Origin of the sequence: Pseudomonas cedrina subsp. cedrina (assembly GCF_001983175.1) — a bacterium.
GTDB classification, from domain to species: domain Bacteria; phylum Pseudomonadota; class Gammaproteobacteria; order Pseudomonadales; family Pseudomonadaceae; genus Aquipseudomonas; species Aquipseudomonas cedrina.
On the sequence record NZ_MNPW01000008.1, the window covers coordinates 207,012 to 223,766 of the forward strand.

A 16,755-nucleotide genomic window follows, 5' to 3' on the forward strand; every position below is an offset into this window, starting at 1 on the left:
CGCTCCCACATTTTGATCTCTATTGGGCTTTAGATACGGGTCAGTAGTGATACCACTTCACCTCAAGCATCACTTCATTCACCGGCGTCGACAAATGGCTGTACTCGCGCTGCGCGCTCAGGCGCAGGCCCAGGTTGCGCGACAGTTCCCATTGCTGGTTGAGGCTGATGCTGCGGCGCACTTCGCCATTGGTGAAAAAATCACCCTTGGCTTCCAGGCTCAAATTGCCCAGTGGGTTTTTCCACAGCACGCCGGTATTGAACCCGGCCGCCGGGGAGATGGCTTCGTTGAAGTCATTGTTGTGTTCCACACGCACGGTGCCGAGGGCGAAGCCGAGCATGTCGTCGCGCAGTTGCCAGGTGCCGCCGGCGCCGCCGTTGACGTGGGCGACCAGGGTTTCGTCATCGTGTTTGCCAGGTACCCGCTCGAGGCCGCCGGTGACTTGCCATGACCACGGCTGCAACAGGGCGTTGCGCGGGGTCAGGGAGCGGATGGTGGCCAGGTCCAGTTGCTGCAGTTGCCAGTGGTTGCCTTCGTACTGGCGCAGTTTCATTTGCAGGATTTCGATCTGCGCGCCGAGTGGGAAGCCTTCGGCGTTGTCGTTGAGGTCGTGGTAGGCCATGCGCAGGCCGTATTCACCGAACGCCTTGTCGCCACGGGTGCCGATGCCGGCTTGCCAGGTGCGCGATTCGTGGCCGTTTTCCGGCAGGCCTGGGGGCGTGATCTTCAGGTCGGGCGCGGGGTTCTGGTTGATCGCGCGCAGCAGTTCGAAGCTGCGCTGGGAGCGGGCGGTGTCGCGTTCCAGGCCATTGGCGCGGTAGCGGCCCAGGCGATAAGCGGCGTCGATGATCAGGGCCTGGCGCTCGCGGGGCAACGCTTTGAAGGCTGGCTCCTGCAATTGTTTCTGGTCGTCGCTGACTTTGAGCACCCACTGCTGCTCATCACCGTCCAGCGGTTTGGCGCGTTCGAGCAGCTCGCGCTCACGGGACGGCCGGTAATCGATCTTTTCTACAAGACCTGCCTCTTTCACGGCCTTGACCGTGTCGGTCGGGATGGCGGTGAGCGGAAACTGTTCGGTCAGGCGCAGGCCGGGGCGCGCCACTTGCAGCAGTTCGAGCAGGCGATAGGAGCAGTTTTCGTCGAAGAAGAAATAGTCGAACTGGATCTGCTTGAGTTCCCACACGTGCTCGACCATGCGTTTGGTCTCGACTTCGGTCAGGTTCAGGCGGTATTCCCACAGGTCACGGTTTTCGAGGCTACGGTACTCGGAAAGTTTTTCCTGGTAGGGCACCAGGGCGAACAGGCCGGGGTAACCACCCATCAGGCCTTTCCAGGCATAGAGGATGCTGTTGTCGGAACCCTCGATATAAGCGCCGAAATTGATCGCGTAGCTGAGCAGGGCGGTGTTGTTGCTCTGTACGTCGGCCTGGTCGATGCGCAGCAGGGTGTGGCCGAACATCGAGGACGGGCTGTTGAGGTAGGCCGCCGGGAAGATCATCACCGCGCTGTGGGGGGCGACGTCCTTGAACCATTGCTTGAATTCTGTGCAGTCCACCGCAGGCAGGTCAGTGAGGTGCAACTGATCCTTGAGCCAGCGGGTACGTGCGGGATAAACGCATTGGGCATGTTTTTCGCCAAGGCTGGCCGGTGCGTAGAGCGCATCAACGGTGGCCTTGAGTTCGGCGTCGGGATGGTGGGCGCCATCGGCGGCGAGGAAAAACTTCTTATCGCTGACATAGCTGCGCCAGCCACTGATTTTACCGGCTTCGTAATGGCCCAGAGAGAGCCAGAACGGATCATTGGCCAGGTGCTGCAAACGTTGTTCATCGATAGGCGGCGCCGCGTACAGCGGGGCGCAGGTAAAGAGTGCCAGCCAGGCAAAGCGTTTGAGCATAGGGGCAACTTAAGTCGGAATAAATAAAGACCCAAAGAGGAGGCGGGTCCAAAAAAGAGCCCGCGCCTTGGTAGGCGCGGGCGGGTCGAGCTTAAGCCTGGGTAGCGTATTTCGCCAGACGGGCATCGCTTTTCAGTACGGCAATGGTGTTGTTGTGCACATCGTCAGCGGTCACGTCAGCCTTGCTGAAGATTTGCTGGAAGTGTTCGTGAGTCACGGCTGCGAAGTGCTCGCGGTCTTCCGGTGCAACGCCCAGTACCACCGCGTAGGTGGTCAGTGCTTCGCCATTACCCTTGGCCATGTCTTCGGACAGCTCGTTCATCATGCCATTCATGGCAATCCAGGACTTGCCACCATAGGACAGCGCGCTGTTGGTGCTGCAACCGTTGGTGCCCGAGGTCATGCCGAAGGTGGCGTTACCCGAAGTGCCGTTGGTGGTGGAAGCCAGGAAGTGAGCTGGAGTGCCACGCTGGCCTTCGAACAACATGTTGCCCCAACCGCAGTTCGGGCCACCTGGTGCTTCTGCCATTGCATTGAGGGATACGACGGTGAAGAGAGTACCGAGAAGGATCCGTTTCATAGCTTTGTTCTCTTTGTGTGCAAACCAATGGACAAGGGTTCAGGCACTTCATAGCGCCCTAGGGATCGGTTATTAGTCCAACCCGCGCAGTTTGGAGTTTAGGCACGTTCCAAGGGTTCCGTGAGTTTTTTATAAAACAACGAATCATGTCACGATATTTTTGCAGGACGCATCCCGCGTCCCTGCTTTCCCGAAAAGCGCGCCTTGCCAGAGCGCGTGACCGGGAGCCAGAATGCCCCATCTGCCCCGCCTGATGTAAGGAAGCCCGATGCCTGATCCTGTTGCTGCCAGCTTGCGTCTAGCGCCCGAAGCGCTGACTCGCCCTTTCTCCGCTGAACAGTTCAGCTTCTCGACCACCAATGATCTGGAGCCTTTTCGCGGTGTGCTTGGCCAGGAACGTGCGGTTGAAGCCTTGCAGTTCGGTGTGGCCATGCCACGCCCCGGTTACAACGTTTTTGTCATGGGCGAGCCCGGTACCGGCCGCTTTTCGTTCGTCAAACGCTACCTGAAGGCCGAAGGCAAGCGCCTGCAGACCCCGGCTGACTGGGTCTATGTGAACAATTTCGATGAGCCACGCGAACCCCGTGCCCTGGAATTGCCGGGCGGCGCGGCGGCGGCGTTCATCGCCGATATCAATGGCCTGATCGACAACCTGGTCGCCACCTTCCCGGCGGCCTTCGAGCATCCCACCTACCAGCAGCGCAAAAGCGCCATCGACCGCGCCTTCAACCAGCGCTACGACAAGGCCCTGGACGTGATCGAGCGCCTGGCCCTGGAAAAAGACGTGGCGCTGTACCGCGACAGCAGCAATATCGCGTTTACCCCGATGCTCGACGGCAAGGCCCTGGACGAGGCCGAGTTCTCGCAGTTGCCGGAAGCCGATCGCGAGCGTTTCCACACCGACATATCCGAGTTGGAAGAGCGCCTCAACGAAGAACTGGCGAGCCTGCCGCAGTGGAAGCGTGAGTCCAACAACCAACTGCGTCAGTTCAACGAAGAAACCATCACCCTGGCCCTGCAGCCGTTGCTCGCACCGCTGTCGGAAAAGTACGCGGAAAATGCCGCCGTCTGCGGTTACCTGCAAGCGATGCAGGTGTACTTGCTCAAGACGGTGGTCGAGCAATTGGTCGATGATGCCAAGACCGACGCCCAGGCGCGCAAGCTGCTCGAAGAGCAATACTGCCCCAGCCTGGTGGTGGGCCATTCGCTCAACGGCGGCGCACCGGTGGTGTTTGAACCGCACCCGACCTACGACAACCTGTTCGGCCGCATCGAATACAGCACCGACCAGGGCGCGCTCTACACCACCTACCGCCAGTTGCGTCCGGGCGCCTTGCACCGTGCCAACGGCGGTTTCCTGATTCTTGAAGCCGAGAAAATGCTCAGCGAGCCGTTCGTGTGGGATGCGCTCAAGCGCGCCCTGCAGTCGCGCAAGCTGAAGATGGAGTCGCCGCTGGGCGAGCTGGGCCGCCTGGCCACCGTGACCCTCAACCCGCAGATGATCCCGTTGCAGGTCAAGGTGATCATCATCGGTTCGCGCCAGTTGTACTACGCGTTGCAGGACGCCGATCCGGACTTCCAGGAGATGTTCCGGGTGCTGGTGGACTTCGACGAAGACATCCCGATGGTCGACGAAAGCTTGGAGCAGTTCGCCCAGTTGCTCAAAACCCGCACCTCGGAAGAGGGCATGGCACCGCTGACGTCGGATGCGGTGGCGCGGCTGGCCACGTACAGCGCGCGATTGGCCGAGCACCAGGGGCGTTTGTCGGCGCGCATCGGCGACTTGTTCCAGTTGGTGAGCGAGGCGGACTTCATTCGCCACCTGGCGGGTGACGAAATGACCGACGCCGGCCACATCGAGCGCGCGCTCAAGGCCAAGGCCACGCGCACCGGGCGGGTCTCGGCGCGGATTCTCGACGACATGCTCGCCGGGGTCATCCTGATCGACACTGCGGGCGCGGCGGTGGGCAAGTGCAACGGCCTGACAGTGCTGGAGGTGGGCGATTCGGCCTTCGGCGTGCCGGCGCGGATTTCCGCCACGGTGTACCCGGGCGGCAGCGGCATTGTCGACATCGAGCGTGAGGTCAACCTTGGCCAGCCGATCCACTCCAAGGGCGTGATGATCCTCACCGGGTACCTGGGCAGCCGCTATGCCCAGGAATTCCCACTGGCGATCTCGGCGAGTATCGCGCTGGAGCAGTCCTACGGTTATGTGGACGGCGACAGTGCGTCCCTGGGCGAAGCGTGCACCTTGATCTCGGCCCTGTCGAAGACGCCGCTCAAGCAGTGCTTTGCCATCACCGGCTCGATCAACCAATTTGGCGAAGTGCAGGCCGTGGGCGGGGTCAACGAGAAGATCGAAGGCTTCTTCCGTCTCTGCGAAGCGCGCGGTTTGACCGGGGAGCAGGGCGCGATCATTCCCCAGGCCAACGTCGCCACGCTGATGCTCGATGAGAAAGTCCTGCAGGCCGTGCGCGCCGGACAGTTCCACATCTATGCCGTGCGCCAGGCGGACGAGGCCTTGAGCCTGCTGGTGGGTGAGGACGCCGGTGAGCCGGATGCCGATGGGCAATTTCCCGAGGGCTCGGTGAATGCACGCGTGGTCGAGCGGTTGCGGGCGATTGCCGAGATGATCAGTGAGGAAGACTTGAAGGAGGCCGAGAAAGAGCTGGCGCTCCAGGCGTTGGCGGAAGCCAAGCCGAGCTGATTGTTTGTCGTGACGAGGTCAAGTGTGGGAGCTGGCTTGCCTGCGATGACCATCTTTGTAGTGAGCGGGCTTGTCCCGCGCTGGGTGGCGAAGCCGCCCAAAACCAGGCGACCCGGTTCAATCTAGAACTCGGCGGTGTCTTTATTGGGGCGGCTCCGCCACCCAGCGCGGGACAAGCCCGCTCACTACAGATACGCCTGCGGTGTGGTTGGATCGCTTGCAAGGCTCGTCACTAAATTGACTCCAGCCTGAGGGGCCAACGCCCGTTGGTCCCTACAACCTTGGTTTGTTGTGGTTTTCTTCTATTCTTGATTCAGGGATATCCACTGGAGTCGCTGGATAGAAACAGCCTTGCCCCAGGCTGAGGCTGAACACCGACCTACCGAGGGTCGCCGCCATGCCGCGCAACCTTTGCCTTACCCGCCAGTGCCTTGGCCTGGTCACCCGTATCGAATGTGCCATTCGCCCTCTTGCGGGGGATAACGGGCTGTGGACTTTATTGTTCGCCGCCGGAATGACCGGCGAACAGCCTTCCACTCTCAAGTCCGAAGGCCCGTTTGCCGGGCCGGTCGTGGCGCAACACATGCTGCAGGCTATCGTGGACAACTTGACCTTGTGCGGCTATGAGCTGGCGCGCGACCCGCAGATCTGGTGCCTGCACCTGCAGGCCTATCTGCGCCAGCTCAACGCGAGGCACGAACAGCTGGCCTGATAGCCGTCGTTTATTTGCTCTCGGGCTTGTCCAGCTTGACTTCGAAGCCGTATTGCACGGTGTTCAGATCGGTGCGCTGATAGCTTTCCAGGGATGTCGGCTGGCCGTAGAAGTAATGCACGTCAAACATCGCCGTGCCGTACTCCTCGGCACGGTGGCTGACCCCGAGAATTTCCTTGAGGTAGTTGCCACTGGCGTCTTTGGCGTAGAAGCGCCAGCTGTCGGCGGGGAATTCCTTCTGGTCGACGATCAGCGCGTTGTCCTTGAGCGATAGCCCCTTGGGCAGCTTGGCTACGTCTATCTCGCCCTTCTCGATGGTCGCCAGATACAGCGGAATCGAGCCCACTACGAACGCCGGGTCTTCCGGAAACAGGTTCAGGTCGTAGGTGAGGGTGCCGCGCGTGGGGTTCAGTTCGAAGGCTTCGGTCGGCAGCTCGATCGGCTCGCCGCGTTCGCCTTTTTCGTCTGCGGTGAAGAAGGTCACCGGTGACTCACTGCTGGTGCGCTCGCTGCCTATCAGGTCGTCGTTGAAGGTGAACGGGTGGTCGAACGCGATGTGCGCGGCGCTGGCGTCTTCCACCGACTGGCTGATGGTGACGCTGTTTTTAAGCTGCTCTTCGGTCATGCTCGCGCCTTTGAGCCAACTGGCGGCGCCATCGTCATAGACGGTGACCGGCATCGGTAACGCCTGCACGGTTGGCTGCAGGCTGTTCTTGTCGAAGCGCAGTACCGGCAGGTCGAGGTCCTTGCGGGTCAGCGTAGCGGTGGAAAAATCCAGCACGTTGACCTGCAGGTTGTCGACCAGCCCGTTGAAGTACACCTTGGCGTAATGACTGCTCTGCTGGTGTTCGAAGGCTTTCTGTTGGTCGGCCAGCTTTTTTTCGAGCGCATCGGACCATGCGTCCTGCTTTTGCATCTCGGCCAATTGCTTCTCGTAGAACGCCACCTGTGCGCTGCTTTCGTTGATTGAACCAGAGCGTGTGAGGAATTGCCCCGTGCTGTCGCGTGCCTGTACCAGCAGGGGGTTAGGCGATTCCTCGCCCACTTGCGGCGCCAGTGGCAGGCTGTTGGTCATCTCGATTTCGGCGTAGTTTTTGTCCAGATGCACCAGGGTGAGGGTGATATTGCCTTCGGTGCGCGTGTGGCCCTCGTCCTGTTTTGACAGCTCGAATGTCAACACCTTGCCCGGCGCAACCACTTCAACCGTGCCTTTGAGGCTGACCGGCTGTGGCTGGCTCTTGTTTTCCGTCTCGATGCCGTCGAAGAACGGGTAGGTCACCGTCAGGTCGTCGGGGTTGGTCAGGTTGGAGCTGCTGGGGCTCAGTTGGATGCCAGGATCGGTTTCCGACCATTCCGGCTGAGAGGGGATGACTTTGTTGTTGCTCAAGGTCACCGACTGCCATTCCAGGCCATGGGGGAAGGGAAATGAGTCGGGCATACCGAAATTGAAGGGGAAGACCGGCTGCAGGTCCGTCAGGTAATCGGAGTGGGAGGTCTTGCGCAGCACAAACAGGCCATTGATGTAGGTGTCCACCAGCGCCTGGGGCGTGGGGTAATGCTTGAGCAGGGCCAGGGCGTCTTCGCCGTATTCGGTTTCGATGGGCTTGCTGTCAAGCTTGGTCCGCGCTCGTTCCAGTAACAGCAGCGAACCGCCGAGGTCGGCGATGGCGTCGCGCAGCTTGGGGTCGTGGATGCCGTCGAGGGACTGTTCGAACGTTGCGGTTTTCTCTTCGAGGGAGGCCTGCTTCTGCTCGTCGCTGGGGGAGCACCCGCCGGCCAGCAGCAATACCGTGCACAGGCCGATACCGGCCAAAGGGAATCGCACATCCATCATCTGAGTTTTTCCTGTCCGACGTCATCGAGCCGAGTTATTGGGCTCGACACTAGCAGAAAAATTCTCTCACAGATGCCGCCCCGGTCAGTTTTCTCGTGGTTACAGGTGGCTTGTAGCGGCTGGTATACTCGCCGTCATTTCTAGCCAAGCTGTGTGAGATCCCATGGAACGCTTTATCGAAAACACTATGTACGCCTCACGCTGGCTGCTGGCGCCGATCTACCTCGGGCTGTCCCTGGGCTTGCTGATCCTGGCGCTGAAGTTCTTCCAAGAGATCATCCATGTCCTGCCCAATGTATTTTCCATGCTGGAGGCGGACGTTATCCTGCTGCTGCTGTCGTTGATCGACATGGCCTTGGTCGGCGGCCTGCTGGTGATGGTGATGATTTCCGGCTACGAAAACTTCGTCTCGCAGCTGGATATCGATGAAAACAAAGAAAAGCTCAACTGGCTCGGCACCATGGATTCTTCATCACTGAAGATGAAGGTCGCGGCCTCCATCGTGGCCATTTCGTCCATCCACCTGCTGCGCATCTTCATGGACGCCAAGAACGTCGATCCCCAGCACCTGATGTGGTACGTGATCATCCACATGACCTTCGTGATTTCAGCCTTTGCCATGGGCTACCTGGACAAGCTCACCAAGCATTGAGGCCCGGCGCCGGCCTTACTGTTCCACAAAATAGTAAGGCTGGCGGTTGATCGACATTTCCTTGAGTACTTTCACCGGCGTGGCCAAGCCGTTGGTATGGTCCAGCAACGCAATGTTGCCGGGCTTGGCGGCCAGGTAGTCGTGCAACTGGGCCTCGGTCTGCAGGATCGGCAGGTAGGCCCGCAGGTAAAACACACTGGCCCCGGCGATGCGCTCGTTGGGCTGGAACAGCACCACCTCCTTGCCCTCATCCTTTAACGCCTGAACCTGGCTGATTACGGGTATGAACGACTGGCGTGCATCCGCCTTGGGCGCGAACCAGAACGCCGCTATCAGGTAGCAAGCCACGGCCAGGGTGAACACACTGCCCACCAGGGTTTTGTGGTGTTTGTGCAACGCGGGCTTGTGCGCTTGTAACCAAGCCAGCAACACGCGCGAAAATTCCGCAGCCAATACGGCGGCAGCCGGTGTCAGTGCCATCAGGTACACCGTGCGTTTGCTCGATGCCAGGCTCAGCAGGGTGAACTGCGCTACCAGCCAGACACTGAAGAACAGGCGGTAGCGGTTGCGCACCAGGCTTTTTCGAAAGTGCCAAAGGCCCAGGTACACAAGGATGTTCCAGGGCAGAAAGGCCTCTGGCAGCTTGGCGATGTAGTAATAGAACGGCTCGTAATGCCCCGCTTCGACGAACGAACCGCTGAACCGTCCGACGCTGTTGGTCAACAACACTTCGGCCACCGCCTGCATGCCACCGCGTTGGAACAGGAAGCCCAGCCAGATCACCAGCGGCACCAATGCCAGCAGGGTGAACAGCGCAGGCTTGAGCCAGGCGTCAAGGTGCACGCGCTTGTCCATCAGGCTGGTGCTGGCCAGGTACACAAAAATCACAATGCCAGGCATGGCCAGGCCCAGCACCCCTTTGCTCAACGTGGCAATCGCCATCCCGACGGTAAACAGCGCCCATGCGCCTGCGCTGGAGCCTTCGCGATCGGGTCGTACGGCCTGGTAGAACGCCAGCAGTGCGGCGGTCACGCCCAGTGTCAGCAACGAATCTTCACCCACACCGCGCACATTGCTCCAGTAACTGGCCATGGTCGCCATTATCAATGCCGCGCAGAAGGCCAGCGTTTGCGGGCGTCCAAACCGTCGCAGCATGGCGTACAACAGCATCACGCTGAACAAACCGGCAAACGCCGAAGCCAGGCGCACCGCCCAAGTGGTGCCGCCAAACAGGCGAATGGCCCCTGCGTCGATCCACAGGCTCAGCGGCGGTTTTTCCAGGAAGGGCTCACGAAACAACTGGGGCACCACCCAGTTATTGTCCAGGTGCATGGCCATGGCGATCCCGGCGACGCGGGCTTCGGTGGAGCCTTGCAACTCGTGGTTACCCAAGGCGAAAAAGAACAGCAGGCCAGCAAGCAAGAGCAGCAGAGGAGCGGGACGCGTCATGGGTGGGGCTACCAAGGCAGGAGGACCGTCCGGGTAACGGTCATTGCAGTTGGCTAGTATCTGTCTGTGCTTCTGAACATTTCGTGAACGAATCGGGAATTTTTTAGAGGCGGGTCACGGCATTTTCAAGCTGGGCACCGCCTCTTTGCCTTGCGCCGTCAGCACCGGTTCCAGTTCTTCCCAGGTAAAGCTCAGTTCGTTGTCACAGCCGTCGCCTTGGGCGGGTGTCGAGAGTTGCAGGCCCTGGGTGTTGAAACTCAAGTCGAACGTCGTATAGCTGGTCACGGCCGGGCATCCTTCGTCGGTGCTGGTCTGCTTGGCCAGCCAGGCGCTGAAGGCGGCGGGCAGTTTGACCTGGCCGGAGTAGGGGCTGTCCCATTCCTGCTGGCCGCCCAGCCATGTCCAGGGGTCGACGCGTTCGCCGGTCTGCAAGTTCCAGCTGTGCAGGCCCCAACTGATGCCGCCGCGTCCGTAGCCGGCCGACCAGCGGTAGAAGCGCACGGTGATCCAGTGCGATGACCAATAAAACGGCTCGACCGTGATCTCGCTCGTGGTGGTACCGCCGCTTTGCTCCAAAGCGTTGCGCCGCTCGGTGTAGAACTCGGTCTGGCCGTCCGGGTTGATGGCCATGCGCGCAAGGTCTCGGTTGACCTCGTCGATGGCCGCGCCGTCGCCTTCGAGTTGCAGGATGACCTGGCCGCCTTGGGTTTTCACTTGATAGGCATGTTCGCCGAACGTCTTCTTCTCCACCTTTACCGCAGGCGGCACCGCTTCAAGCGCGTTGTTATAGGCGTCGCTGGCGCAGCCGTCGGTGTCAGCGCGTTTGAGCCTGAGCGCCAGGCTTTTACCGCCCAGGGTTTTGCTCCAGGTCCCCGTCAACGTGTCACCCTGAGGGTCGTCCAACTGCCAGAAACCGGTTTGCCCTTCTTCGGCCCACGGTTCGCTGGCGTTGGCCTGCGTCAACTGGATGGGCGTGAGAATGCGCTGGTAGTAATAACTGCCATTGGCTCCATGGGCGCCGTTGAAACAGACGGTGATCGCGGACTTGCCCAAGGTGCCCCTCCAGACACCGGCCAGGTCGGCGGCGTTTGCAAGCAGTGGGGCGCAGGCGAGTGTGAGTACAGCAAGTGGCTTGAGCACGGGTATCGGACTTCCGGTTGTCTGATAGAGGGGGTCAGGGTAATGGGAAGTGCGGCGCGCTCCAAGCGGAACGGAAGCGGGTCAGAGCAAGAAACTTCTAACTGGTCCATAATGAGAAGTATTATCATATGTGCCTTTGCATCGCCGTCCCCTGGATATCATACCGATGGCTTCATCTTCTTCTGCCCATCATGTCGTGGGCGAACTCTACGTTCAGCATCATGGCTGGGTGGTGCAGTTGCTGCGACGTAAGTTGGTCGGGCAGGAGCAGGCCCTGGACCTGGCTCAAGATACATTCGTACGAATTTTGAGCAGCGGCACCGTACCGACTTTCCGCGAGCCTCGCGCTTATCTCACCACGGTCGCCAGCCGTTTATGCGGGCAATATTTCCGTCGCCAGGCGCTGGAGCGAGCTTATGAGCACTCGCTGACGGTCCTGGAGCCCGAGCACATGCCCTCGCCGGAAATGCGCTTGCTCGTGCTTGAGGCATTGGACACTGTCGGTCAGGTGCTGGACGGGCTGGGCAGCAAGGTTCGCGAAATTTTCCTGTTGTCACAGCTCGATGGCCTGACTTATCCACAGATCGCCGAGCGGATGGACCTCAGCGTGAATGTGGTGCAAAAAGCCATGCTCAAAGCCTATCGCCACTGCTACCTGGCGGTGTACGCGGCATGAACCGTTTCAAACCCAACCATGATCAACCTCTGGACGAAGGCGTGCTGGACCAGGCCCTGAACTGGATGGTCGCCCTGCAGTCGGGCACCTGCGGCGCCGCCGAGCAGTACGCCTGCCAGCAATGGCGCAACGACAACCCGCAACATGAATTGGCCTGGCAGCGTTTGGCGGGGCTCAGCCGCGACATGCGCCTCAACACCCATACTCTGCCGGCGCCCAGCGCCCGGCAATTGCTGCGTGCACGTAGCGTTCCGTCGCGGCGCACGGTGCTCAAGGGTTTCGCCGGCCTGGGCGTGGCCACCGCTCTTGGTCTGAGCGTGCGCGAGCGGGTGCTGCTGCCGGAGCTGTTCAGCGATTATCACACCGCCACCGGAGAGAGGCGGCATCTGCGCCTGGCCGATTCTGGAGAGTTGCAGTTGGACACCCGCACGGCTGTGGATATCCAGGGTGTCCACCTGACACTGAACTTCGGCAGGCTGTTGCTGGCCACTGGTGCAAGTGCTGGCACAGCGATCCAGACAGACGATGGCTGGGTTCGGCCTGCAGCGCTGTCGCGGATGATCATCAGCCAAGACCTGCCTCGCCAGCATGGCACACAGGTGCAGATGCTGTCGGGCAGCGCCGCTGTCGAACCGTTGCACGGTGTCGGCACCCTGATTGGCATCGGCCAGCAATTGGCCTTCAACCGCCTTCAGGTTGGTCCGTTGACAGCCGTGCCATCCGCCGCCAGCGCCTGGACCCAAGGCCTGTTGATCGCCGAGCGAATGCCCTTGGGCGAGGTGCTGTCGCAACTCGACCGCTACCGGCGTGGCGTGCTGCGCTGCGACCCTGCGGTGGCGGGCTTGCAGGTGTCAGGCTCATTTTCGCTGGATCAGCCGGACGCCAGTCTCGACCTGCTGGCCAAGGTATTGCCCGTGCGCGTGCGCCGGGTATTCGGTTATCTGGCAACGGTCGTGCCCGCCTGACCGAAAAATAGTGTTCGTCACATGGCAGGTTTTCCCATCTCGCGCATCAAGACAGGTAAGACGCAGAAAAAAGCGTCCATCCAACCCTTTCACGACAGGACAGTCTTTATGCTCAGCCGCGTCAGCGCTTTGCGCACCGTTATCCTCGGTCTAACGGTGGCAACCGCAAGCCACAGTGTCATGGCCGCCACTGCGGCGCCCGCCCAGGAACAATCCCAGCCCCAGGCGTATGACATTTCACCTGGTAGCCTTGATCGCGTGTTGGGTGCCTTCGGGCAGCAAGCGGGCGTCATGATCGGCATTGATTCGGCGCTGGCGGCCGGCATTCAGAGCAAGGGTCTTAAAGGCAGTTTTTCTGTGGATGAAGGCCTTGAACGCCTGCTGGGCCCTGCGAGTTTGCAGGCGGAGCGTGAGCCGGGTGGTTATCGCGTGGTCGCCAAGCCGGGTTCCCAGGACGGCAAGGTGCAATTGCAGATCACCCAAGTCAGCGCCAACCAACTGGGCACTGTCACCGAAGGTACGGGTTCATATACACCCGGCACCATTGCCACCGCTACGCGCCTGGTGCTGACACCACGGGAAACGCCGCAATCGATCTCAGTGGTGACCCGCCAGGTCATGGATGACTTCGGCCTTAAATCCATCGATGACGTGATGCGCCATACGCCGGGCATCACCGTCTCGACCTACGACACCGAGCGCACCAACTACTATTCTCGCGGGTTCTCCATCGAGAATTTCCAGTACGACGGCATTCCTACCCTGCGCGATGCTCAGTATTCCGCAGGGCAGACCATGACTGACATGGCGATCTACGACCGCGTCGAGGTGCTGAAGGGCGCTACCGGCCTGCTTACCGGCGCCGGAGGCCCGGGCGGCACCATCAACCTTATCCGCAAGAAACCGACACCCGAGTTCAAGAGCAGCATCGAACTGGGCGCGGGGTCCTGGGACAACTACCGCTCCCAGGTCGACGTCAGCGGCCCCTTGACCGAAACCGGCAACGTACGGGGGCGCGCAGTGGCAGCGTACCAGGACAAGCAATCGTTCCTCGATCACTACTCGCGCAAGACCGGCGTGCTCTACGGCATTCTGGAAGTCGACCTGACCCCGGACACCCTGCTGACCCTGGGTGCGGACTACCAAGACAGCGACCCCAAAGGCTCCAGCTGGACCGGCACCCGCACCATCTTCGACGCCACCGGCAATAAGCTCGACCTGCCGCGCTCGTTCAACAACGGACCCAAGTGGGGTTCATGGCAACAATACAGCCACACGGTATTCGCCACCCTGGAACACAGCTTCGACAACGGCTGGGTCACCAAAGGCCAGTACAACCATCAGGTCAACGGCTATGACGCGCCACTGGGCTACATCTCCCAGGATTCCGCCACCGCCAGTTCGATCTATGCGGCCAAATACACCGGCGACACCACCAGCGACAGCCTGGATGTGTACGCCTCGGGGCCTTTTGAACTGTTGGGGCGTGAGCATGAGCTGGTGATCGGGCAGTCGGTATCGAGCTCTCGGTGGAAGGGCAAGGACTACCGTAATCCTGTCTACTTCGGCAATTCCTACGATTTTTACAACTGGCACGGTGAAGCCGTTGAACCTGCGTGGGGCAAGGCTTCTCGGTTCAGTGATGAAATCACTCGTCAGACCGGCACTTATGTTACCGGGCGCTTCAGCCTGACCGACGCGCTGCATCTTTTGCTGGGCACGCGGGTTGCCAACTACCAGGTCACTGGCACCAGCGACACCGAAGAAAGCGGCAAGGTGGTGCCATACGCTGGCCTGACGTACGACCTCAACGATAATTTCACCGCCTACGCCAGCTACACGCAAATCTTCAAGCCGCAGACCCAGTACCGCGATCGAACCAACACCATGCTTGCACCCGATGAAGGCAAAAACTATGAGATAGGCCTCAAGGGCGAATTCTTCGATGGCCGCCTGAATGCCAGCCTCGCCTACTTTGAGGTACATGAGACCAATCGCCCGATCGCCGATGCTGTCTGGAACTCCCAGCCAGCCGTTGATTACGCATACGTGGGCACCGAGAGCAAAACCAAAGGCTACGAAGCAGAGATATCCGGCGAACTCGCTCCAGGCTGGCAGTTGCAAGCCGGCTACACCCATAAGATCGCCCGCGACGCGGATGGCAAGAAGGTTGCGACGTGGGAACCGGAGGATCAGGTCACGTTCTACACCAGCTACAAGCTCCAAGGCCGTCTGGACAAACTCACCCTCGGCGGTGGCACTCGCTGGCAGAGCGCAGGCTGGCAAACCGTGCGCAACTGGGGCTACCCGGGCGGAGGACGCTCGGAAAAGTTCACCCAGGATCCGTACTGGCTGGTTGACGTGATGGCACGCTATCAGCTCACCGATAACCTGTCGGCCACGCTTAACGTCAACAACGTGTTCGATAAGAAGTACTACACCAATATCGGGTTCTATGACTCGGCGTATTACGGCGATCCGCGCAATGTGATGGTCACGACGCGTTGGGATTTCTGAGGCGTATGACAGCAAAGGCCGAGTCGCTGAATGCGCCTCGGCTTTTTTGTTACTGGAAGGTCTGGGTGTCTTGGGAGCTGCTAAACCCGCTGATTTTGCAGCGACGGGTGAAGACTATGCCCCGGTCGAAGCGTGCCAGTTCACTAACAGCGTTACGTTTTGCAGGAAAATTCCGAAGCCCAGCCCCACGTGCGTTAAGCCCAGAAGAAGACGCCCTCCGACATCTTCTTCTGTTCCAGCGCTGACTCCCGTGTGATCTGAACCAACAATCAATGCCCCCCCGCCAATACGCGCTTCAATTCGCCTGCCGAACCACCTCATGCTCGCGCTGGTTGCATTGCCAGCGCCACGCATCGGCGAGCATTTGCTCCAACGAATAGCGCGCTTGCCAGCCCAACTCGTCGATGGACTTTTGCGGGTCGGCCCAGCAGCAGGCTATGTCGCCTGGGCGGCGCGCTTCGAAGTTCAGGGGGATCCGGACGCCGCTCACTTTTTCAAAGGCGTTGATTACGTCGAGCACCGAATACCCACGCCCCGTTCCCAGGTTCCAGATACTGACGCCGCGGCGTTCGCGCAACGCTTCGAGCGCACGGATATGACCCAGGGCCAGGTCCACAACGTGGATGTAATCGCGAACGCCGGTGCCGTCCGGGGTGGGGTAGTCCTGGCCGTAAACCGACAACGCTTGGCGCTCGCCGCTGGCAACCTGAAGCAGATAGGGCAATAGATTGTTCGGTGTGCTGGTCGGCGCCTCGCCCAGCAAGCCGGAGGCATGGGCACCGATCGGGTTGAAGTAGCGCAGCAGGCCTATCGACCAGCGCGGGTCGGAGCTGGCGACGCTTTTCATGACGTTTTCACACATCAGCTTCGACATCCCGTACGGGTTGGTCGGTTGCCCGGTGGCGCACGCTTCGTTGATCGGCATGCGGGTGCAGTCCCCATACACCGTTGCGGATGAACTGAACACCAGCCGGAACACGCCGGCCTGTGCCATGGCCTGGCAAAGCACCACGCTGCCGCCGACATTGGTGTCGTAGTAGCGCAACGGCTCGCGCACGCTTTCGCCCACGGCTTTCAAACCCGCGCAATGCACCACGGCATCGATGGGGTAGTCACGCAGCAGCGTGTCGAGCAAACGTCGATTACGCACGTCGCCATAAATGAACCCCGGCCGCTTGCCCGCCAAGGTGCTTATCCGGTCGATCGCCGAGCGATGGCTATTGCACAAGTTGTCCAGTATCAACACCTCTTCGCCTCGGACCATCCATTCCAATGCAACGTGCGCACCGATATATCCCGCACCGCCCGTAATCAAGATCATGCGCTCGCCCTCGTTCGCCCTGGCATCTGCCGGATGCCTGTTTCCTCGGTTCGGTCAGCGCTGTTTGCGCGGCTGACTGTTCAAGGTAGGGGGCGCTTTTGACGAGGAGTTCAAACCGGATGACTGACCGGTATGTGCAGTTCATCGGCTTCGCTCACTCTTGCGGTGAACGCCCCGCGACGACCGTGCTTCCAACCTTCAAGAGCCGAGTGGCCTGGATAAGGGCTGTCGTGCACTTGCCGTATCGACACGGTATGGCCAAGGGGCTCGATGCATGAGCCGTCATCTTTTCGCTTGATAAGGACGTT

The 16,755-nt window shown here is 60.4% G+C and carries 12 protein-coding genes; 6 read left to right on the plus strand and 6 right to left on the minus strand.

Features of this window, described 5'->3' with window-relative positions; genetic code table 11:
- Positions 1-40: 40 nt before the first annotated feature.
- Together BLL36_RS18275 and BLL36_RS18280 are read right to left on the minus strand one after the other, a co-directional pair.
- Complete coding sequence (locus BLL36_RS18275) at positions 41-1,894, minus strand: Lnb N-terminal periplasmic domain-containing protein (protein ID WP_076952743.1); 1,854 nt, start codon at positions 1,892-1,894, stop codon at positions 41-43.
- Positions 1,895-1,985: 91 nt separating this feature from the next.
- Positions 1,986-2,474 (minus strand): DUF3015 domain-containing protein, encoded by a 489-nt coding sequence (locus tag BLL36_RS18280; protein ID WP_010206666.1) that lies wholly within the window; start codon positions 2,472-2,474, stop codon positions 1,986-1,988.
- A gap of 268 nt (positions 2,475-2,742) precedes the next feature.
- On the opposite strand from BLL36_RS18280, the gene BLL36_RS18285 reads away from it, so the two are divergent.
- Positions 2,743-5,181, plus strand: coding sequence for a Lon protease family protein (locus tag BLL36_RS18285; RefSeq protein WP_076952744.1), 2,439 nt, complete (start codon positions 2,743-2,745; stop codon positions 5,179-5,181).
- A gap of 397 nt (positions 5,182-5,578) precedes the next feature.
- Positions 5,579-5,893 (plus strand): PA4575 family protein, encoded by a 315-nt coding sequence (locus BLL36_RS18290; RefSeq protein ID WP_076952745.1) that lies wholly within the window; start codon positions 5,579-5,581, stop codon positions 5,891-5,893.
- Positions 5,894-5,903: 10 nt separating this feature from the next.
- Here BLL36_RS18290 and BLL36_RS18295 read toward each other — a convergent pair whose 3' ends face one another.
- The gene (locus BLL36_RS18295; protein WP_083735297.1) at positions 5,904-7,727 is read right to left on the minus strand and encodes a hypothetical protein; all 1,824 of its coding nucleotides are present in this window, start codon (positions 7,725-7,727) and stop codon (positions 5,904-5,906) included.
- 163 nt (positions 7,728-7,890) lie between these two features.
- On the opposite strand from BLL36_RS18295, the gene BLL36_RS18300 reads away from it, so the two are divergent.
- A complete protein-coding gene (locus tag BLL36_RS18300; protein ID WP_076952746.1) occupies positions 7,891-8,379 on the plus strand; it encodes a TIGR00645 family protein in 489 nt (162 codons plus the stop codon).
- Between the two features lie 15 nt (positions 8,380-8,394).
- Here the strand turns inward: BLL36_RS18300 and BLL36_RS18305 are convergent, their stop codons facing one another.
- Complete coding sequence (locus tag BLL36_RS18305) at positions 8,395-9,828, minus strand: ArnT family glycosyltransferase (protein WP_076952747.1); 1,434 nt, start codon at positions 9,826-9,828, stop codon at positions 8,395-8,397.
- Positions 9,829-9,942: 114 nt separating this feature from the next.
- Positions 9,943-10,968, minus strand: a complete 1,026-nt coding sequence (locus BLL36_RS18310; RefSeq protein ID WP_076952748.1) for a hypothetical protein — start codon at positions 10,966-10,968, stop codon at positions 9,943-9,945.
- A gap of 166 nt (positions 10,969-11,134) precedes the next feature.
- On the opposite strand from BLL36_RS18310, the gene BLL36_RS18315 reads away from it, so the two are divergent.
- The 3 genes from BLL36_RS18315 to BLL36_RS18325 all read left to right on the plus strand — a co-directional run bounded on the left by BLL36_RS18315 (position 11,135) and on the right by BLL36_RS18325 (position 15,126).
- Positions 11,135-11,644, plus strand: coding sequence for a sigma-70 family RNA polymerase sigma factor (locus BLL36_RS18315; RefSeq protein WP_076952749.1), 510 nt, complete (start codon positions 11,135-11,137; stop codon positions 11,642-11,644).
- Positions 11,641-12,609 (plus strand): DUF4880 domain-containing protein, encoded by a 969-nt coding sequence (locus tag BLL36_RS18320; protein WP_076952750.1) that lies wholly within the window; start codon positions 11,641-11,643, stop codon positions 12,607-12,609. Before BLL36_RS18315 ends, BLL36_RS18320 begins: the two co-directional genes overlap by 4 nt.
- A 108-nt stretch (positions 12,610-12,717) precedes the next feature.
- On the plus strand, positions 12,718-15,126 hold the full coding sequence (locus BLL36_RS18325; RefSeq protein ID WP_076952751.1) for a TonB-dependent siderophore receptor: 2,409 nt from the start codon (positions 12,718-12,720) through the stop codon (positions 15,124-15,126).
- A 295-nt stretch (positions 15,127-15,421) separates the two neighbouring features.
- Here the strand turns inward: BLL36_RS18325 and galE are convergent, their stop codons facing one another.
- Positions 15,422-16,447 carry a UDP-glucose 4-epimerase GalE gene (galE, locus tag BLL36_RS18330; RefSeq protein WP_076952752.1) on the minus strand — a complete coding sequence of 342 codons (1,026 nt, stop codon included), beginning with the start codon at positions 16,445-16,447 and terminating at the stop codon, positions 15,422-15,424.
- Positions 16,448-16,755: the final 308 nt, after the last annotated feature.

Bases quoted from the DNA above. Each gene is read 5' to 3' on its own strand.
- BLL36_RS18275 (WP_076952743.1), bottom strand. From the start codon at position 1,894: ATGCTCAAACGCTTTGCCTGGCTGGCACTCTTTACCTGCGCCCCGCTG.
- BLL36_RS18280 (WP_010206666.1), bottom strand. From the start codon at position 2,474: ATGAAACGGATCCTTCTCGGTACTCTCTTCACCGTCGTATCCCTCAAT.
- BLL36_RS18285 (WP_076952744.1), top strand. From the start codon at position 2,743: ATGCCTGATCCTGTTGCTGCCAGCTTGCGTCTAGCGCCCGAAGCGCTG.
- BLL36_RS18290 (WP_076952745.1), top strand. From the start codon at position 5,579: ATGCCGCGCAACCTTTGCCTTACCCGCCAGTGCCTTGGCCTGGTCACC.
- BLL36_RS18295 (WP_083735297.1), bottom strand. From the start codon at position 7,727: ATGATGGATGTGCGATTCCCTTTGGCCGGTATCGGCCTGTGCACGGTA.
- BLL36_RS18300 (WP_076952746.1), top strand. From the start codon at position 7,891: ATGGAACGCTTTATCGAAAACACTATGTACGCCTCACGCTGGCTGCTG.
- BLL36_RS18305 (WP_076952747.1), bottom strand. From the start codon at position 9,828: ATGACGCGTCCCGCTCCTCTGCTGCTCTTGCTTGCTGGCCTGCTGTTC.
- BLL36_RS18315 (WP_076952749.1), top strand. From the start codon at position 11,135: ATGGCTTCATCTTCTTCTGCCCATCATGTCGTGGGCGAACTCTACGTT.
- BLL36_RS18320 (WP_076952750.1), top strand. From the start codon at position 11,641: ATGAACCGTTTCAAACCCAACCATGATCAACCTCTGGACGAAGGCGTG.
- BLL36_RS18325 (WP_076952751.1), top strand. From the start codon at position 12,718: ATGCTCAGCCGCGTCAGCGCTTTGCGCACCGTTATCCTCGGTCTAACG.
- galE (WP_076952752.1), bottom strand. From the start codon at position 16,447: ATGATCTTGATTACGGGCGGTGCGGGATATATCGGTGCGCACGTTGCA.